The sequence below is a fragment of the Pseudorhodoferax aquiterrae genome (genome assembly GCF_014652235.1).
Lineage (GTDB): Bacteria > Pseudomonadota > Gammaproteobacteria > Burkholderiales > Burkholderiaceae_C > Pseudorhodoferax > Pseudorhodoferax aquiterrae.
The window spans coordinates 1-20,245 of the sequence record NZ_BMYK01000050.1 but is presented as its reverse complement, the minus strand read 5'-3'; the positions used below and the strand labels follow the sequence as shown (position 1 = coordinate 20,245).

21 protein-coding genes and 2 pseudogenes are annotated in these 20,245 nt (G+C 62.8%); 7 read left to right on the top strand and 16 right to left on the bottom strand.

Annotation, left to right across the window (positions count from 1 at the left end):
• Window positions 1-148: 148 nt before the first annotated feature.
• On the bottom strand, window positions 149-607 hold the full coding sequence (locus IE209_RS32700) for a DUF2231 domain-containing protein (protein ID WP_229883175.1): 459 nt from the start codon (window positions 605-607) through the stop codon (window positions 149-151).
• A 190-nt stretch (window positions 608-797) separates the two neighbouring features.
• On the opposite strand from IE209_RS32700, the gene IE209_RS32695 reads away from it, so the two are divergent.
• Window positions 798-1,043: a hypothetical protein gene (locus IE209_RS32695; protein ID WP_189690031.1), complete on the top strand. Its 246-nt coding sequence runs from the start codon at window positions 798-800 to the stop codon at window positions 1,041-1,043.
• 851 nt (window positions 1,044-1,894) lie between these two features.
• Here IE209_RS32695 and IE209_RS32690 read toward each other — a convergent pair.
• From IE209_RS32690 to IE209_RS32630, 13 genes and pseudogenes are all read right to left on the bottom strand, one after another.
• Complete coding sequence (locus IE209_RS32690) at window positions 1,895-2,629, bottom strand: response regulator (RefSeq protein WP_189691039.1); 735 nt, start codon at window positions 2,627-2,629, stop codon at window positions 1,895-1,897.
• Window positions 2,626-3,171, bottom strand: coding sequence for a hypothetical protein (locus tag IE209_RS32685; protein ID WP_189691038.1), 546 nt, complete (start codon window positions 3,169-3,171; stop codon window positions 2,626-2,628). Before IE209_RS32685 ends, IE209_RS32690 begins: the two co-directional genes overlap by 4 nt.
• Before the next feature lie 317 nt (window positions 3,172-3,488).
• The gene (locus IE209_RS32680; protein ID WP_189691037.1) at window positions 3,489-4,505 is read right to left on the bottom strand and encodes a trypsin-like serine peptidase; all 1,017 of its coding nucleotides are present in this window, start codon (window positions 4,503-4,505) and stop codon (window positions 3,489-3,491) included.
• A gap of 18 nt (window positions 4,506-4,523) precedes the next feature.
• On the bottom strand, window positions 4,524-5,876 hold the full coding sequence (locus IE209_RS32675) for a hypothetical protein (protein ID WP_189691036.1): 1,353 nt from the start codon (window positions 5,874-5,876) through the stop codon (window positions 4,524-4,526).
• A 371-nt stretch (window positions 5,877-6,247) separates the two neighbouring features.
• Window positions 6,248-6,868, bottom strand: a complete 621-nt coding sequence (locus tag IE209_RS32670) for a hypothetical protein (RefSeq protein WP_189691035.1) — start codon at window positions 6,866-6,868, stop codon at window positions 6,248-6,250.
• Between the two features lie 252 nt (window positions 6,869-7,120).
• A pseudogene (locus IE209_RS32665) lies at window positions 7,121-8,258 on the bottom strand (IS3 family transposase).
• Between the two features lie 123 nt (window positions 8,259-8,381).
• Window positions 8,382-8,903: a hypothetical protein gene (locus IE209_RS32660; protein WP_189691034.1), complete on the bottom strand. Its 522-nt coding sequence runs from the start codon at window positions 8,901-8,903 to the stop codon at window positions 8,382-8,384.
• On the bottom strand, window positions 8,900-10,465 hold the full coding sequence (gene tnpC, locus IE209_RS32655; RefSeq protein WP_373305468.1) for an IS66 family transposase: 1,566 nt from the start codon (window positions 10,463-10,465) through the stop codon (window positions 8,900-8,902). Before tnpC ends, IE209_RS32660 begins: the two co-directional genes overlap by 4 nt.
• A 59-nt stretch (window positions 10,466-10,524) precedes the next feature.
• Window positions 10,525-10,872: an IS66 family insertion sequence element accessory protein TnpB gene (gene tnpB, locus IE209_RS32650; protein ID WP_189691032.1), complete on the bottom strand. Its 348-nt coding sequence runs from the start codon at window positions 10,870-10,872 to the stop codon at window positions 10,525-10,527.
• Entirely contained in the window at window positions 10,869-11,222 is a 354-nt protein-coding gene (locus IE209_RS32645; RefSeq protein WP_189691031.1) for a transposase, read from the bottom strand. The genes tnpB and IE209_RS32645 overlap by 4 nt, the downstream gene beginning before the upstream one ends.
• A 533-nt stretch (window positions 11,223-11,755) precedes the next feature.
• The gene (locus IE209_RS32640) at window positions 11,756-12,118 is read right to left on the bottom strand and encodes a hypothetical protein (RefSeq protein WP_189691030.1); all 363 of its coding nucleotides are present in this window, start codon (window positions 12,116-12,118) and stop codon (window positions 11,756-11,758) included.
• Complete coding sequence (locus tag IE209_RS32635; RefSeq protein ID WP_189691029.1) at window positions 12,115-12,321, bottom strand: hypothetical protein; 207 nt, start codon at window positions 12,319-12,321, stop codon at window positions 12,115-12,117. Before IE209_RS32635 ends, IE209_RS32640 begins: the two co-directional genes overlap by 4 nt.
• Window positions 12,322-12,413: 92 nt before the next feature.
• A complete protein-coding gene (locus IE209_RS32630) occupies window positions 12,414-12,788 on the bottom strand; it encodes a Cif family virulence factor (protein WP_189691028.1) in 375 nt (124 codons plus the stop codon).
• 135 nt (window positions 12,789-12,923) lie between these two features.
• On the opposite strand from IE209_RS32630, the gene IE209_RS32625 reads away from it, so the two are divergent.
• Complete coding sequence (locus IE209_RS32625; RefSeq protein ID WP_189691027.1) at window positions 12,924-14,198, top strand: GAF domain-containing sensor histidine kinase; 1,275 nt, start codon at window positions 12,924-12,926, stop codon at window positions 14,196-14,198.
• A 135-nt stretch (window positions 14,199-14,333) separates the two neighbouring features.
• Window positions 14,334-14,609: a DUF4339 domain-containing protein gene (locus IE209_RS32620; protein ID WP_189691026.1), complete on the top strand. Its 276-nt coding sequence runs from the start codon at window positions 14,334-14,336 to the stop codon at window positions 14,607-14,609.
• 679 nt (window positions 14,610-15,288) lie between these two features.
• On the opposite strand, the pseudogene IE209_RS32615 reads toward IE209_RS32620, so the two are convergent.
• Window positions 15,289-15,438: pseudogene (locus IE209_RS32615) on the bottom strand (DapH/DapD/GlmU-related protein); the annotation flags it as partial.
• Window positions 15,439-15,663: 225 nt separating this feature from the next.
• Here IE209_RS32615 and IE209_RS32610 point away from each other — a divergent pair.
• Entirely contained in the window at window positions 15,664-15,909 is a 246-nt protein-coding gene (locus tag IE209_RS32610; RefSeq protein WP_189691024.1) for a hypothetical protein, read from the top strand.
• Window positions 15,910-17,378: 1,469 nt separating this feature from the next.
• On the opposite strand, the gene IE209_RS34105 is transcribed toward IE209_RS32610, so the two are convergent.
• Window positions 17,379-17,939 carry a ferritin-like domain-containing protein gene (locus IE209_RS34105; protein ID WP_229883174.1) on the bottom strand — a complete coding sequence of 187 codons (561 nt, stop codon included), beginning with the start codon at window positions 17,937-17,939 and terminating at the stop codon, window positions 17,379-17,381.
• Window positions 17,940-18,188: 249 nt separating this feature from the next.
• On the opposite strand from IE209_RS34105, the gene IE209_RS34100 reads away from it, so the two are divergent.
• The 3 genes from IE209_RS34100 (at window position 18,189) to IE209_RS32595 (ending at window position 19,731) form a co-directional block, all read left to right on the top strand.
• The gene (locus IE209_RS34100; protein ID WP_229883173.1) at window positions 18,189-18,389 is read left to right on the top strand and encodes a hypothetical protein; all 201 of its coding nucleotides are present in this window, start codon (window positions 18,189-18,191) and stop codon (window positions 18,387-18,389) included.
• 5 nt (window positions 18,390-18,394) lie between these two features.
• The gene (locus tag IE209_RS32600) at window positions 18,395-18,568 is read left to right on the top strand and encodes a hypothetical protein (protein ID WP_189691022.1); all 174 of its coding nucleotides are present in this window, start codon (window positions 18,395-18,397) and stop codon (window positions 18,566-18,568) included.
• A 119-nt stretch (window positions 18,569-18,687) separates the two neighbouring features.
• Window positions 18,688-19,731, top strand: a complete 1,044-nt coding sequence (locus IE209_RS32595; RefSeq protein WP_189691021.1) for an SOS response-associated peptidase family protein — start codon at window positions 18,688-18,690, stop codon at window positions 19,729-19,731.
• Window positions 19,732-20,245: the final 514 nt, after the last annotated feature.

The following is a 20,245-nucleotide window of genomic DNA, read 5'->3' as shown; positions in this document are numbered from 1 at the left end:
GGCTCGGCGATGGACATGCTCGGCAGCAGGCCGCCGCTTGGTTCGGGCAGGTTATCGATGGCGCCGAACTGTTTGCCATCGGTTGCATCCTTGCTGCACCCGCCAAGCACTGCGCATACGAGCAACAGTGTCAGAACAGGGGATGTCTTCATACCGCAACCTTCCTGCCGAAATGGGTGAGCCCCACGACAGATGCCGCCGCCGCAGCCACCAGAACACACAGCGATAGCACCGTTGCGGCGGGCATGGCGGCCCAGCCATCCTTCGCGTGAACAAATGCATTCGCCAGCCCGAGCACCACTGTGGCGGCCAGCAGTGTGGCGTGGAGCCAGCGGCGACCTGGCGGATGGCGAGGCCTGCTAAGCAGTTCTGCCAGAACCGCCCACACCAACGCGAGCACGGCGAGTGTCAAACCGCCCGCATTGAGCCAATCGGCGAAATTGGTCCATTGCACCTGGAAGGAGGACGAGTAAGCCAGGTCACTGAGCAGAGCGCCAAGGAACAGCGGTAGCGAAGCGAAGGCAACAACGGCGTGCATGCGCCGAACCGGAGCCCTGTCGATGGACAACCGGTCCGGGTTGTCGCGCGTGATCCAGTTGTCTGCCACCTCTTCTCCCGCGCAGTTAAAAACAAAATCATCGCAGCACTCTCCTCGACTGCATGACGGCAAAATGGAGCACGCCTTGTAGGGTTCAGCCGACGGCGTAGCTAAACAAGCTGCGCGCTGGGCGGTGCGCGGTGATCGGCTACGCCGGCGGCCCGAACGGCATGGCTGCTGCCATCCATATAGTTGCCTGATGAATTCTCCCGAGACCCTGGCCAGACTGCACGAGTGCCTAGCCGCGCTTGCGGAATGCGACGTGTCTGATGAGATGCGACAGCTGAGCGTCGACCTGATCGGCCACCTGCTTTCGATGCATGCCGACCAGCGGCTGAATGGCCCGGTGTTCCTGCTGGCGCTTGACACGCTGGAGCTGGTGCCCGGGCTCGAAGATCACGTCGCGAGGCTGCGCGCGACCGTGCACAGGGAAGTGCTCGGCTGAGCTGTCAGATGCCGCTGCGGATGTAGCAGCCCGAAAGCCCTGTGGTCTGCGGCCCGAGTGGAACCCTGCGGCGGGAACGTGGATTGCCAGAACTGCCGCATGCAACCAGACATTCACCAAGCCGTGCAGGAAGGCCGGCTAGCATTTGAGACCGGCATCTCGCTCTCCGATAACCCCTACGGCACCACTACAGCAGCACCTATCTCCGCAAGGCTTCGCGATCTGGCGTGTTCGCACGGGTGGCTGCGCGCTCAAGCGGCAGCCGAGCGGACGCGAACCCAAGAGGTGGTCGCAAAAGCGCGGGCTACGCGGCACAAGCCGTAGCAGCTGCTAAGAGGAGCAGCGGATGGCGGCACGCGCGCTGCAGAATCCGCCGCCGGGCCAGAGAGTCCGCCAGGAGAGGGCGGCGCGGGCCGAGTGTGGCCGCCGCGCATCCCGGCCGCATGGCCGGTCTGGCGCCGCTACAGTTTGGCCCGGAGGAAGCATGGACGCGACGACTCTGCCGAGACTTACCCAGGTGATGAAGTGAGTGCAACTGCCGGCTGACGAGTACGGCCTGCTGTGGATCAATAGGTAGGGCATATGCCTGACCAAAGGCGAGTGGGCAAGCTGGGTGCAGGCTATGAACCCATCGCTGCGATCGTTGCCGCTGTAAGACTGGCCACACGTCAGCATCGGCGCGCCCAGCGGGACGCACAGGCAGCCAAGACTGCCGACCGCTGGCTGCTTCTGAGTTCCATCTCGGACACGCTGGACTCAGCGATTGTCATCTTTGCGCCCATTAGCGACATTGGCGGCCCTCTTACTCACAGCCCCAAAGCGGCCGCTGCACGCTCAAGCTGAAGTTTGGCTCATTGCGTGGACAGCGCCTCGACCACGAGCGACAGGAGTTCCGTAGGTCGACTCGTTTGACCAAATGCCCCTCTTTTCTTTGTCTCTGAAATGAATGAAGGGGTACTTGAACTGCTAAAAATGACATAGGGGACTACGCTTGTACTACTCGTTCTTTTCAGAGAATCTAACAAAGTATAGCCTGCTTGTGGGTCGTCTCGGCGAGAAAAATCAGATATTACTAAGTCAATCCTTTGAGACTTAAAAGCCTTCAGAGCCTCATCGGTACTCTCGCTAATAATGACAACGGCCCCCAGCTTACCGAGAGCGTCGCGCTCGTGCCGATTATTATTTGGATTGTCATCTACCCATAAAATCTTCGCGCCTGCAACTTTTTTTGCAATCGGTTGATCCTTGAGCGTGCTGCAAGCGTTAGAAACGGCAATACACCGTCCTTGATCAACTTCGCAAAATGCTTTTTCCTGTGTTTTCAAGGATTCACACATCGACTTCTGGCTAGAATAGACTAAGTTTTGAGCTGATTTGGCAGCTTCGCAAGTGTGATCATTGAACTGGTAGCCAAAAATCTTGGTGGTGCAGTCCCGGTTGTCCAGCGGCGAATCGCAATTCCGCAGAGATGCACATTGAGAGTTGCAGGCCTTAAGAAGCGAGCAAGAATCTTGATTGTCGCGACCTGCCTGGGATTGGGCGAAGGGCGCCCAAACTAATAGCGCAATAAACAACAATGTTCTCATTTTTTCTTCTCCGGCTGAGCATCACAATAGGAAGTTCCAACCACAGGCAGTTCGTTATATTGCTTTTGTGACGCCTTCATATCTTCTCGATACTTGTCAATTTCAATGGATTTCGCGTGCGCGGCCATCGATCCCGGCTGAATGTCCTTTAATTCAGTCTGTGCTAGCTTGATGCTCATCGACAGTTGGGAGATTTGCCCTGGAAGCGTTTGACGAAGAAGAGTTTGATTGGTTAGACACTCAAGTCGAATAAGTTGATCGCGTGTTGCGAAGAATGTTAAAGCGCCAACAATAGCGGCGACAATGGCAACTATTGAACTTATTAATTGCCAGAAGTCAGCTATTACTTTCGATAGTCTCGAGAGGCCATCAGTACCGAGCTTGGCAGCGCCTATACTTTTGTTCGTCACGGCTACGTCCGCAACACCCGGCAAAGCCGAACCGTCCGTCGCCGGTCCGCCACCATGAGCCCCAGATTTCTCAGGGGTGGATAAGGTAGGGCTACGGGCCGCAGAGACCGACGGTTTTCGAGATGTGGCCATCATTCTTCCTACGAAGGTGTGCTATGCGGCTAGGCCTGTTGACGAGTAGGTCACTGTAGCTCGCTTCATGTGTTGTGCATCGAGGCACACGCACAACAGTACGACGCCTTGCTTCAATGGCCGCGCCCCGAGCGGACGGTCGCAGGAATCCGCTTGTGGCCCTATCGACTTCACTCGCCTCTGCTTCGGCTCACGACCCTAGCAGCCGTTCGATGCCGTGGCTCAGGACACACTAAACTCCGACACTCAACATTGGCGATCAGGGAGCGTGACGGAGCGAATCGGCTTTTGCTCGGATGTCACCCGACAAAACTTCGCTAAACGAAAGACATCTGGTTTTTGAATCCCGCGAATGCTGGAATCTCTGGAAGCTTCCACGAAGGTACGCAGTAGTTGCGTACCCCGGACTCGCCACCGAAATGCACGCCAAAGACTTTCAACGTTCCGACGTCAATCACGATGCTGCCTGAGCTGCCGCCAAGCGTCGTGCAGTCATGGGCAAGCGCATTGACGCTACGGCCGTACGACTGCACTGCGAAGATGTCAGTGAACTTGCCCGGCAACAGGCGCTTCTTGTTGAATACGCTGCGAAAGATCAACATCTGCTCGATCAGATTCTCCGCCTCGTCGAAACCCGGGTACCCGACGGTTGCCGCAGTCCTATCCTTGAAGCTCGTCGGGCTAGCCGAAGAGAGCGGAACTGCTTGAATTCCTGCAGGCAGTCCTTCGATCTGTAGAACAGCCACGTCCCATTCGGTAGATACCGCGCCGTGGCCAGTGCATTTCAGCAGTAACGTATCAGAGGAGTCGACTTCCTCCTTTGTATCGACTTCGGCAGACATCCCAAGCTTGAAGCGCAATTGCGAGGACGCCGTTTCCGTCATGAACTCTTCTGCAACGTGGCGATTGGTCAGCAGAAGATCGCGACCGCATACGAAAGCTGTACCAGCGAATGAAATTTTCGGATGCCCCGCAACGTTCAGCCTGCCGACTGACCGAATGAGCGGCGTCATCTTTGACCTTGCGGCATTGACGTCGTCCCAGATCGCCGGCAACGGGTCGAACGTGTCATTTTCGATGTCGATAGCCGGCCGCAAACCGTTTCCGATCACGATGCCCTCTACAACGGCTTTATGTTCTGCCGTCAGAGGGCGATTCGTCATTACTCTATCTGCTGCCTCCAACGCAACAATTTTAGTCGCTTCGGTAACTCGGCTGCCCCTGCGGCGCATCGCCGCCGTCAGTGAAGCCTCAACATCACCCAGACTTAGCCCACCGGCTGCCACGATTGAGTTCAGCTGCCGGCTGGCTCTTTCGAAGGTTTTATCGCTCATGGCATTTTCCACCTAAGGTCATTTAGCCAGCCCTTCGTTAACGACACCTTTAATGTCGCTGACGGAGTGATAGCCGCCGTGTACGGGAAGCATTTGAGCGTCGAGGACTCTGCCCGTGTTACCCTCCAGGGCCACGTAACTCGCAACGGCGCCGCCCATTACGAAGAACGGGTTTGCACCCAACGACGACCACAAATTTTTCTTGGTGTACCCGCTGCCTGCGACCTTATGAAGCTCGACGATGACTAGGACACCATTGTTTTCCAACTTGTTCTTAATGGCGGATTGGCGCGCGATTGTCGCAATCGGAGAGTTGCCTTTGTCGTCCGCGGTGGTCAACTGCTTCGACCAAGCGTCGACAGATTCAGAGACGGCTTTCCACGTCGAAAGTGCTGACTTTGCCTTCTGCAGGCCGTCTTTCAAGTCTTGGTCAGCGGGCTTTGCCGCGATTTGCTTCTCGAACTCTGCTTGTGCCGCCTCGTGGAATTTGACCCGGCCCTTCGCTTCAACCGACCACTTGTTTATATCGCCGGTTCGCGAAAGTATCCGATTGCTCGCGGAAATAGCGTCAGCGACGTAGAATGCAGGTATCTCGACAGTCTTGTCCTTCAGCAGTCCAGCCAGGGCACGAAGCAGCATCGCGTCGGTGCCAGCGACATCCAGGTTTACGAATTTGTAGTCAGTCTTGGCAAACGAAAGAATTTTGCTGACGGCATCCAAGCCGAGGCCGATTCCGGCAACAGACTCGGTCTTCAGGCCCGCGTTGTCTGCCGCTTTGTCGCTCGTGCCGAGCCGGGCAGCGGCGACCGCCGTGCTCACCGCCAAGAACTGCGTCTCGAACGCGGTCAGGGCCTGAAAGTCTGGGACTGTTGTTGCTGTCGTGAGGACAATAGAGCCCGTGGCGGACAGCGCTTTGAGCGGGGCTGCGAACTCTTTCGCAATGCGATTGACTGCAACGCTACCCAACAACGTTGCTTCTGCAGTGCCTGCACTCCCCGTCAGCTCTGCAGTGCCACTAATTCCGGAGCCACTGAAGTCGCCATACCGCTTCTTGAGCGCTGCTAGCTCCGCTTCTGACTGCGCCTTCTGCGCATTTGCCAGCGCTGCCTGGGCATCAGCAGTGTCTTTTGCCACTTTTATCGCAGCCGCCTGTGCTGCTTCGCCTTGCTTCGCGGGATCTAGCGCCGCTTCTAGGGCGCGCCTCGCGACTTCGGCTTCAAGCTGCGCTTTATAGGTATCGCGCCGGGTTTCCGCGTCCTCCTTCTGCTGCTTAAGCGCCGCAGCATCGACTGGGGTTGTCTGTGCGCTCACCGCTCCTCCTATGGTGGTCATTGCCACCGCAACAAAAACTGCAATTGCGCGTCCGCTCATCCCGACCATATCGTTTCCACTTCAAATTTACTTCGGACAGTATCCATAGCAACGAGTTACGGCATCCGTCGGATGAAGGATGCACTTATTGATTCGCCCATGGCATCCTCAATACTGAGGACAGCTCCATGCAGCGCGAGAGGTCAATCAGCAGACAAGCCGCGACCGGTAGCAGTCCGATGCCGTGCAGTATTCTGTTGTCATCGACCGGTCGTTCCTATGGTGCGGTCGTCGTACGGAGGGGCCACCGTGGACGCATCCATTCGGCCGAAACGCACATCGCATTCGGCATAACTGCAGGACTCGCTGTTCGCGAAGAAAAAAGCGCGTTCAAGCACCTCGCTCAGAGCAGATACCACCTACTCAGTGCTTCATTCGAGACCGTCCCCGACTTTGCAGTCAACCGCCTGCGTATCGAACTTTCCGTCCTTGTCCGGAACGAGGTACACCTGCCACTTCGACGAGGCGGCGAACGGTCGGTCGCCAAAACCCTCGCAACTGTGGCTCTGCCCGAAGCCAACCGCGACGTGCGTGCCAACTTCAAGCTGGCACGTAGTCTTTTTCTGGGTAAACCAAGCATCGCACATCACATTGTCCTTGCGGTATTGCTCGGCCGTGCCCGACGGGTCGGTAAGCGTCCACCACCGATCTCGGTGCACTACCGGAGCGTTTGAAAGCCGATACACGGTGAGGCGCTGCCGGACTTCGTAGGCCACCGCGCCACACAAGTTGCCTTGGCCGATGGCGCCTGTCGCTGAGCGTACAAGCTCGGCGTCTTCCACCCTCTTCAACTGTGGCAGCTTCAGGTCATGAGGACGGTTACAGACCTCCAATGCCGTTCCAGTTGCCTCGGCAGATTCGCCGGATTGCGCAGTTTTCGTAGCCAGCCCAAGACTGACGCTCAGCAGTACGACCCCCAAACCGGCAGGGCGCAAAGCCTTCCGGCACGGCCGCTGCCGCTGCGGCTTATCTTTGTGGTCAATCTGAGTCATGCCCGCTCCCGCTAGTTGCCGCACAGATGATGACCCACTCCGTCAACGTACTCAAGCCGTCCCGCAAAAGTGAATCGGTCTGGGTTCAGTAGACACCTTCAAGCGTCAAACCTGAGGCCCAGTAGGATGTGCCATGACGAGCAAGCAACCCTACCCTGAAGAATTCAAGATCGAAGCGGTCAAGCACATCACGAAACGGCACTATCGGGTGGCCGATGTTGACCTGCCCCCAATAGCCGTACCAGCGATTCGTCAAGAGTCCTGGTTGAAGGTTACTGGATTTGGTTGATTGGGATTGGATGGCCGAGCAGCACCCAAGGCGCGCCCTCGGTGCTGCTCGGCGAATTGCGCCGGTGGAATACGCCCGATGCTGCCGTGCGGGCGCACTTCGTTGGAGTCGCATCGCCATGCCGCAATCGCCGCGCGGGCCTGGCTCCGCGTCTCGAACCAGTGCTCGTTCAGGCATTCGTCTCGGGACCGCCCGTTGAAGCTTTCGATGTAGCCGTTCTGCATGGGTCGTCCGGGCTAGATCAGCAGATGCCGGATGCCGTGCGCCTGGGTCCAGGCGATGAACGTTTGGCTGGTGAACTCCGGGCCGTTGTCGGTACGCACCGCCGCTGGATAGCCCCGGAAGGTGGCGGCTTGGTCCAGCAGCCGCGTGACGTAGGCACCGCCGATGCCGAAGTCCACCGCGATGTCCACGCATTCGTGGCTGTAGTCGTCGGCCACGGTCAGGCATTTCAGGCGCCTGCCGCTGGCCAGACTGTCGCTGACGAAGTCCATGCTCCACACCTCGTTGACTTGGGTGGCGATGCCCAGCGGCGTGCGCTCGCTGGCCGCTCGACGTACCTTGAGGCGCTTGCGCACGGCCAAGTTGGCGGCCTTGCACAGCCAGTACACCCGCTTGTGGTTCACACCGGGGAACTGCGCTCGCAGCATGTCGAGCACGCGCCGGTAGCCAAAGCGCCGGCGTTCATGCGCGATGGCCACGATCCGCCCGCTCAGCGCCTGGTTCTCGGCACTGGCGTGTGGCGGATGCCGGTAGCTGTCTCGGCTCAGCCCCACAAGCCTGCACGCGCGGGGCTCGGACAGCCCGTGCTCGCGCGCCAACTGCCCGATGGCCTCGCGCCGGGCCTGTGGGGCTAGCGCTTTATCCCAGGACGCTTTTGAGCGCGTGCATATCCAGGTGCGCCTCGGCCAGCAGCCGCTTGAGCTTGCCGTTCTCCTCCTCCAGCTCGCGCAGCCGGCGCGCCTCCGACGCCTCCATGCCGCCGAACTTGGCGCGCCACTTGTAGAACGTCGCGTCCGAGAACCCGCCTTTGCGGCAGATCTCAGCCACCCCGATGCCCACCTCGGCCTGCTTGAGGAACCCGATGATCTGCTCCTGCAGTGAACTTGCTCTTCCTCATGTCCGCCATTCTCCTGATGGGCGGACTCCTGCTACTTCACATTGGTACGGCGGATGGTAAGCGAGGCCCCAGGGCCCACTTGACCCTGGCCGTTCGGTGGAAGCTCAGATGTCCAGCACGCGGCGCAGCAATGCGAAGCCCACACGCCAGGTGTTGCCGTTGCCAGCGTCGACCGTCACCGTGCGCTCGTTGATTCGCACGACGGTGCTGACCACCGTCTGCAGGTACTTGTCCTCGAAGGCAACCTTGTCGCCGCGGCGGAAGTCCTCGCGGGTGGGCTTCGGCGCACTCGGCTCGGGCTGCGTTGGTGGGGTCTGCTGCGCATGGCTGCCGTGCGCTGCCGGCGGCTCGATGGCCGTATAGGGCAGCTTCCATTCACGCCGCTCGCGCAGGTCCTGCAGCACGACCTGCGTGTCCTTCATGGCCAGCACCTTGCCCTCGCGCAGGCTGCCGTCGCGCCAGTCCAGGAAGCGCACCGTCTGGCCCAGGTGCAGGTTCACCCGCACGGCAATGATGCGGCGCGGGTCGGCCAGCAACCGCTCGATGACGGTGCTCAGCTCGAACAGCTGCAAGCTGCTGGCGTTGTTCAGCAACTCCAGCATGCGCGGATCGACGCCGCGGCTCATGCGGCGCGTCGCTGTTTGTCGCCCACCACCTCGCGCGTGCCGATGTTCCACGGCAGCAGCTCCTCGATCCGGCAGATCGGATGATCGGCAATGCGCCCCAGAACCTCGCGCAGGTAGACCTCGGGATCGAGCCCGTTGAGCTTGGCCGTCTGCACCAGGCTGTAGATCGCAGCGGCCCGCTCGCCGCCGGCATCCGAGCCCATGAAGAGGTAGTTGCCCCGGCCCAGCGCTATACCGCGCAGGGCACGTTCGGCTGCGTTGATCCGCCCGTCATCGCGGTAGCGCGTCAGCGCCTGCCAGCGCGTGAGGGTGTAGCCGATGGCGCGTGCCAGATCGGACTTGGCAGATACGCGCCCCACCAGGCGGCTCAGCCAGGCGTGCAGCTCCTCGAGCAGCGGGCCGGCACGGGCCTGGCGGTGGGCTCGTCGTACATCAAGTGGTTGGCCGCGGATCTCCTTCTCCACCGCGTACAGCGCCGCGATGCGTTGCAGCGCCTGGGCGGCGATGGAGTCCTCGGCCTTGCCGGTGCTCAGGTACAGGCCCCACCACGGACGGCGCGCATGCGCCCAGCAGGCCGCCTCGGTGCCCTGGCCGCTGTCGTACAGCTTGCCCCAGCCACCATAGGCATCGGCCTGCAGCACGCCCTGGAAGTGCCGCAGGTGGCGCTGCGGGTGTTCGCCCTTGCGGTCGGTCGTGTACTGGTACCAGGCCGCAGGCGGCTCGCCGGCGCCGGCGGGCCGATCGTCGCGCACGTAGACCCACAGGCGCGCGGTGCGCGTCTTGCCCTGGCCAGGTGCCAGCACCGGCACGGGCGTGTCGTCGCCGTGCAGCTTGGCCGCCGCCAGCGTGTAGCGGCCCAGCGCGGCCACCAGCGGCGCGAGCAGCCGCTCGCTGTGATCGACCCAGCCGGCCATGGTGGAGCGGTCGATCTGCACGCCGCTGCGCGCGTAGATGCCGCTTTGCCGGTACAGCGGCAGGTGGTCGCAATACTTGGCCACCAGCACGTGGGCCAGCAAGCCTGCTGCGGCCAGGCCGCGTGCGATGGGCCGGCTGGCGGCGTCCGCCTGGAAGATGGACTGGCAACGCACGCAGGCCAGCTTGGGCCGCACATGGCGGATCACCTTGAAGCACGCCGGCACGTACTCCAGCTGCTCGGAGACATCCTGGCCGATCTGGCGCAGCCGCCCGCCACAGGCGGTGCAGCCGCAGGGCTGGCCTGCTGCGTTGTGGCGTGCGGCGTTCGTCTCGGGGCGATGCACTTGCGCCTCGCGCGGCAGGTGCGCCGGCAGGCTGCGGTCGATGGTGGATGCGTTGGCGGCCTCGGCCTTGGTGCCGACCGGCTTGAAGGTTGGCACCGGCAATGCCTGCTCGTCGATCAGGCTGGCCTGCAGCTGTTCGCTGGAGCTGCCGAACTGCGAGCGCACGCGGCGCAGCAACTGCAGCTTGAGCTTGTCCACCATCAGGCGCAGCACGGCGAGTTCGCCATCGCGCACCTCGATCACGCGCAGCAAGCCTTCGACGGTGTGGGGCTCGGCGGGCGGTGGTGTCGACACAGGCCCCAACTGTGCCGCAGGGTCGCGCCCTGGCAATCGGGGATGCAACTGACGGCACGCAGGTGTGGCTATGCCGCCAACTCGGGGCGCTGCGTGCGCACCGGCATGCGCCAGTCGATGCCCTCCAGCAGCATGGACAACTGTGCCGGCGTGAGGGCCACGCTGCCGCTGCTGGCCTGCGGCCAGATGAAGCGCCCTTGTTCCAGCCGCTTGCTCAGCAGCAGAAGGCCCTGGCCATCGAACCACGGCAGCTTGACGATGTCGCCACGGCGGCCGCGAAAGACGAAGACGTGGCCCCTGAACGGGCTTTGCGCCAAGGCCGTCTGCACCAGCGCGGCCAAGCCGTCGAAGCCCTTGCGCATGTCGGTGTGCCCGGCCACCAGCCAGACCTGGGTGTTCGCCGGCGGGCCGATCACGGGCGCAGCGCCTGCAGGACAAGGCGCAGGTGTTGAAGCCCCACGCCAACGGGAACGCGCACGATGGCCTCGCCCAGCACGATCTCTATCGGTGCCGAGCCTTCGGCCATGGGCGACGGCACTGCGGCAGGCTCTGGCTGCGTGACCGTCACGGGCAGCAGAACAGGAGCGCCCGCGCAGGCTCCCCAATGCTCCAGCCGCGTCCAGTGCCGTAGCAGGTTCGCGTTGACGCCGTGGCGCACCGCCAGGCCGGAAACCGACGCGCCTGGCACGCGGGACTGCTCCACCATCCAGGCCTTGAAGGCCGAGGTGTAGATCCGCTTGCCGTTGCGCATCGTGCGCTCGACCATCGGGCCGGCCCACTCAGGGGTATGTCCAGAGTCCTGCATATGGACACACATGCTCGGCGGTCAGGGCTGCGCTATCAATGGGGTGGTGAGGCCACGCTTACGGCGGATGGGGGGCACGTCAATCAAATCCATTGCATCTCCCGCGAGGACGTCCCTCCCAGCCAGAGCCTACATCGACATGCAGTGCGGGGAGTACCCAGCTCGCTGTTACGCTGTGGGCCTGAGCGGAGTCCGCAGCACAAGTCCTTGCCGACCCTGCCGCGTGGCTGCCGTCGTTCCGCATCTGACTGTTCAGTGCCGCGAGCCGGTGCGCTGCGGCTTGAAGCGCGCCTGAGGCCACGCCACCGCGCCGACCTGCGCGCCATCCGCCTGCCGATGGACATGTACCGCGAAGCCGTCGGCACCTGCCGGGGTATCCACTGTTGCCGAGCATGCTGCCAGCCATCGCCAGCGCGCTGTCCCACCCACTGTCGTCCAGGGCGCGTTGCATCCGGTGGATGCACCTTACGACCTTTCAATGGGAAGTCGCACTCTTACGCGTCGTCTGCGGCATGCTGGTCGAACAACGCGGCGTGCCACTGCGCATAAGGCGTGTTCTTGACGAGCTTGCGGTTGTAGTTCGGCGCCCCGTCCGTCCACCACACAGGGCCGCGCTCGCCGAGCCCGCGTTTGGCGGCATCGACCTGGGAACGGGCCTGCGCCCGTCCGGTCGTGTCCGCCCTCCTGCGCAGAGACCGGCGCGCGTCCATCAGCTGCTCGACCAGTTCGGAGCGCCGCTCCGCGGTCAGACGCGGGTCTGTTGCGCGCCACAGTCGCCCACGCACGACCAGGTAGCGGCCGTCCGGCGTCTTGACAATGTTTTCACCCCGTTGTGCCGTGCCTCTCGTCGCGGTCATCGTCGCGAGCGCCGCTTGACCTTCGCCTTGCCCGTGCCGACGCCCCAGAACTCGAGCATGCCGCGCACCGCTTGGGCTTGCGCAGTGGCCCCCTGGCGCTTGGCGGCCGCCGTCGTGCGTGCCCTGGCGATGCCGGACACCGAGTTCGCCGCGCTCAGCCAGATGCTGAGCATCGGATACTTCTTCGTCCAGGGATTGCTCATGGCTGGAACGGCAGCGAGCCGCTTACCTGGACCGGGCGGACTGGCTGCGCCTGCTCTTGCCCTTGCGTGTCGGCATGCCGATGCACCAGCCTTCACTCGCCGTCCTCACGGCGAAACACCTCGGTGATGCGCAGCTGCATGGCGACCGGCGCGGGCTTGCCATGCAGCACGACGGTCGCGTGCTGGTAGCCCGTCCAGAAGGCGAGTCCTTCGCTGGCACAGTGGTGCAACACTTCCAGGCGCGTGCTGCCCCCAGTGCCGAAGCTCTTCGCCCCTTCCCCATGGGCCTCGCTGACCCGCATGGCACCTTGCAGCACGGTGCCGCCCGGACCCAGGAAGCTAGCAGGGTCGTGCGCAGTGGCCATACCCCGGAGCGGCTCTGCATCGCCCTGAACATAGGCTTGCGCGACCTCGGCACGCCGGGTCTGTAGGAAGCGCCTGAAGTCCTCGCTCTCGTTGTCAGCCATGGTTGGAGTTCCCGCACGGGCCATTCCGCGTCACTTCAGCATGCTGCGGCGCCTGCATGCGGGCCGCCGGATGGCGGCTCGGCGCCATGCCAGAAGAAGCCGACGGGTACACCGGACCCAGGACCTATCATCAACGTGGCGCTGGTCCGGCACGCGCCTGCGGCCACCGGTTCGCCATGGGAGGACAGGATGACGCCCTCAAGGGACCAGGAGCTCGAGACCGACCTCGAAATGGTGGCGGCCGTCCCGAGCATCCCGGCCATCCTGCGGCTCATCCGACAGCAGGCGAACATGGGTTTCGTGGCAGTGGCGCGCGTCACGCCGACGCGATGGCTGGCGTGCTCGGTCCAGGACGAGGTCGGCATCGGCTTGCAGGCCGGGTCCGAACTCGACGTCCACGCCACGCTGTGCAAGGAGCACCTGGCCGGCAAGGGCACCATGGCCTTCGACGACGTCCTGGCCGACGTGCGCTACCGCGAGCATCCTGTTCCTGCGCTGTACGGCTTTCGCAGCTACATCTCCTCGCCCATCCGACTGGCCGACGGGTCGTACTTCGGGTCCCTGTTCGCCATCGACCCGCAGCCGCGAGGCGTTTCGACGCCGGCGATGGAGGGAATGGTCGAGGGCTTCGCCGCGCTGATTGGCCTGCAGCTGGACGAAGCACGCGCCCACCGGCGCACCCGCACGGCCCTCACGGACGAGCAGTCGCTCGGGAGTTCGAGGGAAGAGTTCATCGCCGTGGTTGCGCACGACCTGCGCAATCCCCTGGCCACCATGCACACGGCGAGCCAGCTGCTGACCCGTAGCTCCGACGCCAGCGCTGCCCGCGTCAGCGCGCGGCTCCTGCACAGCGCCAACCGCATGCTTGGTCTCATCAACGACCTGGTGGACTACGCGCGGGGACGGGCCGGCACTGCCATGCCCATCAAGCTCGAGGAGCACGCCGAAGTCGGAGCAGCGCTGCGCGAAGTGGTCGACGAAGTCCGCGATGCCAACCCAGGTCGAGACATCCGCAGCGACATCGACATCCCCTGCCCAGTCCGCTGTGAGCCGGCCAGGTTGCAACAACTGCTCTCGAACTTGCTCGGCAACGCCATCGCGCACGGTGCCGAGGGAGAGCCCATTTTGGTGCACGCTTCGGTAGCCGACGGCACGGCGGTCATTCGGGTCAACAACCGTGGCGCCACCATTCCCGCCGCGCAGCTTGCGCGGGTGTTCGACGCGTACTGGCAAGCGTCGCCTCGCAAGTTCGACAGCAGCATGGGGCTGGGCCTGCACATCTGCCAGTTGGTCGCGAACGCGCACGATGGCACGCTGACCGCCCGGTCGGACGCAGAGACGGGCACCACGTTCGAACTGCGCTGGCCTTCCGGCTGCGAGCCGGACGCGCCAGGGAGTAGGCGTCCCTAACTGGCGTGCCCACCCAACAGGCAATAAGGCCGGCCGCCGCCATCCGCCGCCTCGACGCCAAAATGTGCATTTGCACATGCAATTTTCCGTGTTCGGATGATTCCATTTGTTGCACAGCCCTGCTAGCTTGCTCTCATGGAATTTCTCGATGCACCTGACGATGCGTGGTGGTACATGCGCGGCGACCAGAAGCTGGGTCCCGTCGGAACCGAGCGCCTTCTCCAGCTCCATGCGTCCGGGCTGATTGACGGGAGCGCGCTGGTATGGCGCTACGACCGCAACCCCGCCTCCTCGTCGTGGCAACCCTTGCGCGCGGCACTGCGTGGGCGGGCTAAATCAAAGGGTGTGCGCGACAGGCTGGCAACTTCACCTTCCGGTGAGGCGTCCACCGAACTGAGGGCCGTGCAATGACCTCGCCCGGCCAACCGCTACCGCGGGTGCGCGTGCGCGAATGGCCATTCAAGGTCCAGGCGTTCGAGGGTGTTCCCGCGAGCGTTGCAGGCAGCGGTGCGGAGCCGCCCGATGGTGCGCCTGTCGTGCTGCACCAAGACGGCCGTGTCATGCCGAGCGTTCATGCCAATGGCGCCGCTCCAACGCCAGGCGTACTAACCGTACGCGCACCGCAAGCATGAACGCGCCGTCCCTGAGCAGATGGGTGGCCACGGCCGTTCATCCAGACGGCAGGCAGGTCGAGGTGTGTCTCGTCCAGCCGGCCATGCCATTGTTGGAGGAGTTCGCTGCGGCGTTCCTTGCTCGCATGGAAGAACTCGGGATTCGACCGATGCGCGGCGGACGTCGGGTGCGCTCCAGGCTGCGTGCGTTGAAGAATCATGGTTTCGACATCGACGGCATCCGGTGCGAAGCGCTCGCGCCGCAGCGTTGTGACATGCAGCCATCCGAGCCGACGCACAGGCCTGGGCCGCAGCTTTGTGGTACCACCATACGCGAGGGCTCAGCCGCATGTCACCAGCTGTAGGTCGCAACGGGTCCTGGGTCGGCACGACGCTTGGACAGTGTTGGGGCCCGGCTTCGAGAACCTCATAGGTCCTCCGCACAATCGCCCATCCGCTAGGCTCGGACCGACGGGCAGTCAGCGAGTGCTTCGAGGTCTGGCCGGGTTGCCCACGACAGTCTGGCCGTCCAAGACATCGCGCGTGACGACGCTTCCCGCGCCGATGACCGCGTCTTCGCCAATCGTCACGCCCGGCAAGATGAGAGCGCCGCCACCAATCAAGACGTTCCGGTTTAACTGTGTTGCCGGCGCGCCGGCTACTCTGGGCTTGCGGCCTGCGCCTGGTCGGCCTCCCAGGGTTTTCGTCTCTTTCATGGAGAAATGGCATCCCAATTCACGTGAGTTGGGGCACTTTTTCTTGGTTGCGGTCAGGCCGCCTGCGTTCTTTACAAGGGCCTGGGTAGACACTGTCAAAACTGGCGAAATTCCGTGCCAGCGCCCTATAGTTGCTTGATGAACACCCCCGAGACCCGGGAGAGACTGCACGAGTGCCTAGCCGCGCTGGCGGAATGCAATGTGTCCGATGAATTGCGGCAGCTGAGCATAGACCTGCTCGGCCACCTGCTTTCGATGCATGCGGACCAGCGACTGAATGGTCCGGTGGTCCTGCTCGCGCTGGACACGCTGGAGCTGGTGCCGGGACTTGAAGACCAGGTCGCGAGGCTGCGCGCGACCGTGAACAAGGAAGTCCTGGACTGAGCTGGCAGATGCCGCTGCTGTTCGAGCACTCGATTCACACCGGGCATTGCCGCCCGGCGACCGGGCGCCTAGTCGCCTCGATCGCTGGCATTCGGCCGAGCTGGCCACCCAGACTCAGCGCGCGCTCGTCGGCCGGTCCCGGCCCAATGCCGCAATGGGAGCGATGACGGGCCGGCCCGTCCGGTGCCCCAATTCGGTTGCCCGCCACACCGACCCGGCGACGCGTGATCGCACCGGCTGCAGGCGCGCCCGCGCCCTGGCGGGGGTGGCGGCGACAGATGGGTCGAAGGCGGGGACTGCGGATATGGTCTAGAATTACTGTACATAAATACAGTATCACGAACTTTCCGCCGTGTCTGCCGGCGGCCGGGTTTTGAAGTTCGACGGCAACTAACAGTCCATATGCAACAGGCCCCACTGCCGCAGACCACGTCGCCAACGGGCAATAGGACTGCCGGATACGCTTGAAATAGAACCCTACAGCAGGTGCCATGGAGTAACGTCGAGCGAACCAGATTGCAGCTGAAACTTCCGTGCCGGCCAGCCACCCGATGACCATAGAGGGTCTGGGTTCAGACCTCTCGGCATCGTGCTCCGCTTCCGTTATTGATTCGCAACACCTCGCAGTAGAGGCTGCCGGAACACCTGCGGTGATGCACCGGCTGGCCATGCAGATGCTTCAGGTGGCCTGACCGTGGAGTTCCGGGGAATCCGCTTGGTGCTGACGCACTTCACCGTTTTTAACCAAGACGACAGGAGCCGCCTCGTCTTCACTGCGACCCACCGGCCGGCGAGAGGACCGGCGAATCCTTAGCACTATGGTCCGTGCCAGCCGGACGGGCCGCGAGCCGCCATGGCTTCCAAGGCCCTGATGCTCTCTTCGGTCCCCGGAAGACCCCTGAAAGCATCCAGCGCCGTCAGCATCGCTCCCTTGCTCAGCCTGTGAAGATGGTAGTCCATCTCGATCCGGGCCACCAAGTCCAAAGCGACCGCACGGACCTCCGCGTCTTCGACGCGGGCCGCGGCCTGTCGGATGGCCTCCAAGTGGATGAGCGCTGATGAATAGCGGTGCATGCGGTCACTGTAGGCGACCGCCCAGCGGCTGGCTTTAAACGGACCCTAGTGTTGTCCCTATGCGAATTGAACGCTGACGGTGCTCGCGCCGCGAAAAAGGTTGGGACAAGGCAATCTTTTCCATCCGGCGACAGCCTCTGCCGGGTGCTCTTGCGCAGGTGCTCAAGCCTGTGCTTGAGCCCCTGCTCGCCGAAATTCGCGATGAGCCGGCTGTTCCGGCATGCAGACATCCGACAGCCTGGCCTTTGATTCGAACGCGCTGCAGGACAGAGACAAATGCCCCGGCTGTCCTGAAACAGTCGCCGAGGATGTGCAAAGGCGGCGCGCAGACCGTCGGAAGCGGTACTGGCCCCTCCTTGGAACGGAGCTTGGTTCGCGAATGAGCGCAAACGCGATCAGTCCTTTGCCCGCGCCTCGTTGCGCAGGTCGCGGATCTGATCGTGGTTCCGCGGTGCGCCCTCAGCTTGGCGCTCAACGACGGCACGCACGTCAGCCGGCAACTCGCTCTTGAGTGCCTTCCGGTAGCGCGCGATGGCGGTGTCTTCTCCGCGCTCGCAGGACTCCAGGATGGACAGCTCGCTGTCTGCACCCACGGCTCCCTTGACGGCCACCCAACCGCGGTGCATGGCGCCGGACATCGTCCCGCCGCTGGCCGGCTCGCCGCCGTACTGACGGATCAGGCGGATGAGTTCCTCGCCGGCCACGCGGCAGCCCTCTGCGCGCGAAAGGAAGAGTTCCTTGGCGCGGGCGGTCTCGACCTGGTCGGCGCAGGTCTTGAATCCGTACTCGCCGTCGCGCGCGTTCTCCAACAGGTCGTTCAGCACGTCCACGACGTCGTCACGCGAAGACACGTCGTTGCTGACGATGGTGGTCCCGGTGCTCTCGCGCGCTGGAACGTCAACAGGCGTTGCATGTGCGAGGTTGTTGATCAAGGTTGGATCGCTGGGATTGGTCATGGAAGCTCCTAGAGGTTCATGCCTACGACGAGGCGAAGGCAGCACTTTGCCGCCCAACTGGTTGCCCGCCGGGTAGGCGAGAACTTGCGCACGGGGTAGGCGCTGTAACCCCGATAAGTTCAATGGCGCAGGCCGCCAAGGACTTGGGCTGCCCGACATCCTCGTGTCACACCTGCAGGCAACGCTTTGCAGAACTTGTGTGACGGCGATCACATGCCGTAGGCACACCCGAAACTTACGATTAACGAAATGAAACAAGTCCGCATCGCAACGTCTCTGCCTACCCAACTGCCAACTGAAAGGTTCAGCTGCGAATGGATGGAAGGCTCGATGATGAACCGGTGGTTCCTTAAGGCGCGCCTTGCCGAAGCCCTCGCTGCGCATGGCCTAGACACCCACTGGATTGAGACTCGTGACAAGCCGCGCGTCGAAGACGTGGTGCCAGCCTGAACGCCATGAGCTGGCCCTGGCAGGTCGGTTGCTTTTTCGCGCTCATGATTGCCGTGGCCGGCTGGTCGCGCATGCCTGAGACGTGGCGCACGGTCGTGACGGCGGGGCCGGCTGGTCCGACGCTGCGAGTGACGTTCTGGATCGCAGCTGCCCTGATCTATTTCAGCCTACTTCCTTGAACGCGTCTACTCACCAAGACAGCGTGAACACGAAGCTTGCTCTCGCTGATTGGCAGGTGCTCAGCTGCACGGGCCTAGGTAGACTGCAGACGCTCCCTCTGAAATCACGACGTGCCCTGATGTATTCCGCTACCGTTTGGACCGACCCCAAGCTCTACGCTGCTCATTTCGGCGGTCAAGTCGATCTCAACGCGTTCCATGAAAGTTTCCGGCGACGCGCTGACGGTGACCGCGTCTCCATACCGACCGAAGTCGATCAGTCCTTTCTCGAAGCACAAGAGCCCGATTTCGAGCCCCTTCGCGACCTCGTGATCCGGCATCGGCTCGCACAAATTCGGGCGGCCGACGAAGAAATCGCATCGCAAGTTGCAAGGTTGGCGGACGCTCGGCGCCGATTTGGGTCCCAGCAAAGCAAAGGCGCCGGGCACAGCGCGCGCATGTCCACGCACAAGATCGCCGCGGCGCGGCGTCGTCGCGCTGCGCTGGCACAGAACGTGGACGGATGTCAGCTTGGGCGGATGTTCCCGGGAAGCTTCGTACCGATCGTCACCGTACAGGATGGCAAGACGCTCATCAGGCCCATGCGATACCAATGCCGGCCTTCCAACGTCGAGCGTCGCATGGAGAACCTGCTGGAGAGTCCTCACCATGCGCGCAAGGACGGCTTGAAAGGGCGATGGAGAACCGAGTTCGGCCACACACACGGGGTCATTGCCGTGGAATCGTTCTTCGAAGCAGTGGCTCTTCATCGCCTCCGGAACCGCCCGCTGCTGAAAGATGAAAGCCTGGCCGCGCTTGAGCTCGAGTTCTTCCCGAACCCGCGTCAGACCTTGTACGTCCCCTGCCTATGGTCGCATTGGCAGCGGCCTGGAAGAGTCAACTTGCTGTCGTTCGCGACCATCGTCGACCGGGCACCGGCGGAAGTCCAAGCCGCAGGTCAGGACATCTGCCCCGTGGTGATCAAGCGGGAAAACGTCATCGCCTGGCTTAACCCAGACCCGGACGACCTTGCGACAAGCTACGCCGTCTTGGAGGACCGTCCGTCAGTTACGTTCGACCACTTCCCGTCCTCCGCCGAGCGCGAGCGCCTCGCGCGGCCAGCGCCGGCAAAAATCATCAACCTTTGGAAAACGCCCGCGGTGAACGAGACGCTGGTGGCGTAACACTGCCGTGGATGCAGGCCACGCGCGAGATCTGTCTCGGGCCCCACGTGCTGCATTCGGAACCGTTCGTCCGAGGCCCTGGCGGCGCATGGGCAGGACACCCACTGGATCGAGAGCTGAGATAAGCAACGCGTTGAGGCGGCGCTTGCATGAATGGCATGAGCTTGCCCTGGCAGGTCGGTTGCTTCTTCGTGCTAATGATGGGTGTGGCTGGTGGGCAGCGGACAGCCTTTGGTACGTCCTGCTCGATGCGATGAGCACCTGCCTTGGCGATGCGCGAGAGGCGTGCCGGTCACCAGCAAGCCCCACGTCGGCAATTGCCTCCACTGCACCGACACGGATAGGCACTGCCTGGCCGGCCGTCCTGATGCAAAGCTCGACGACTTGCCCATCACCTTGAACGCAATCCGACGTCAAGGCGCAGGTCAGCTTTCGTTCGACGATGAGATTGGAGTGGCCGACTTGGGGTCTCCTCGTTTTCAGTGCAATAAGTGACGGTACGAAAAGCTAGCAC

Coding starts and splice junctions, on each gene's coding strand:
- IE209_RS32690 (WP_189691039.1), bottom strand. CDS start 2,629: ATGAGAACATTGTTGTTTATTGCGCTATTAGTTTGGGCGCCCTTCGCC.
- IE209_RS32600 (WP_189691022.1), top strand. CDS start 18,395: ATGAGCTGGCCCTGGCAGGTCGGTTGCTTTTTCGCGCTCATGATTGCC.
- IE209_RS32660 (WP_189691034.1), bottom strand. CDS start 8,903: ATGAGCCGCGGCGTCGATCCGCGCATGCTGGAGTTGCTGAACAACGCC.
- IE209_RS32695 (WP_189690031.1), top strand. CDS start 798: ATGAATTCTCCCGAGACCCTGGCCAGACTGCACGAGTGCCTAGCCGCG.
- IE209_RS34105 (WP_229883174.1), bottom strand. CDS start 17,939: ATGACCAATCCCAGCGATCCAACCTTGATCAACAACCTCGCACATGCA.
- IE209_RS32630 (WP_189691028.1), bottom strand. CDS start 12,788: ATGGCTGACAACGAGAGCGAGGACTTCAGGCGCTTCCTACAGACCCGG.
- IE209_RS32595 (WP_189691021.1), top strand. CDS start 18,688: ATGTATTCCGCTACCGTTTGGACCGACCCCAAGCTCTACGCTGCTCAT.
- IE209_RS32670 (WP_189691035.1), bottom strand. CDS start 6,868: ATGACTCAGATTGACCACAAAGATAAGCCGCAGCGGCAGCGGCCGTGC.
- IE209_RS32620 (WP_189691026.1), top strand. CDS start 14,334: ATGGAATTTCTCGATGCACCTGACGATGCGTGGTGGTACATGCGCGGC.
- IE209_RS34100 (WP_229883173.1), top strand. CDS start 18,189: ATGAAACAAGTCCGCATCGCAACGTCTCTGCCTACCCAACTGCCAACT.
- IE209_RS32645 (WP_189691031.1), bottom strand. CDS start 11,222: ATGGTCGAGCGCACGATGCGCAACGGCAAGCGGATCTACACCTCGGCC.
- IE209_RS32640 (WP_189691030.1), bottom strand. CDS start 12,118: ATGACCGCGACGAGAGGCACGGCACAACGGGGTGAAAACATTGTCAAG.
- IE209_RS32610 (WP_189691024.1), top strand. CDS start 15,664: ATGAACACCCCCGAGACCCGGGAGAGACTGCACGAGTGCCTAGCCGCG.
- IE209_RS32675 (WP_189691036.1), bottom strand. CDS start 5,876: ATGAGCGGACGCGCAATTGCAGTTTTTGTTGCGGTGGCAATGACCACC.
- IE209_RS32680 (WP_189691037.1), bottom strand. CDS start 4,505: ATGAGCGATAAAACCTTCGAAAGAGCCAGCCGGCAGCTGAACTCAATC.
- IE209_RS32685 (WP_189691038.1), bottom strand. CDS start 3,171: ATGGCCACATCTCGAAAACCGTCGGTCTCTGCGGCCCGTAGCCCTACC.
- IE209_RS32635 (WP_189691029.1), bottom strand. CDS start 12,321: ATGAGCAATCCCTGGACGAAGAAGTATCCGATGCTCAGCATCTGGCTG.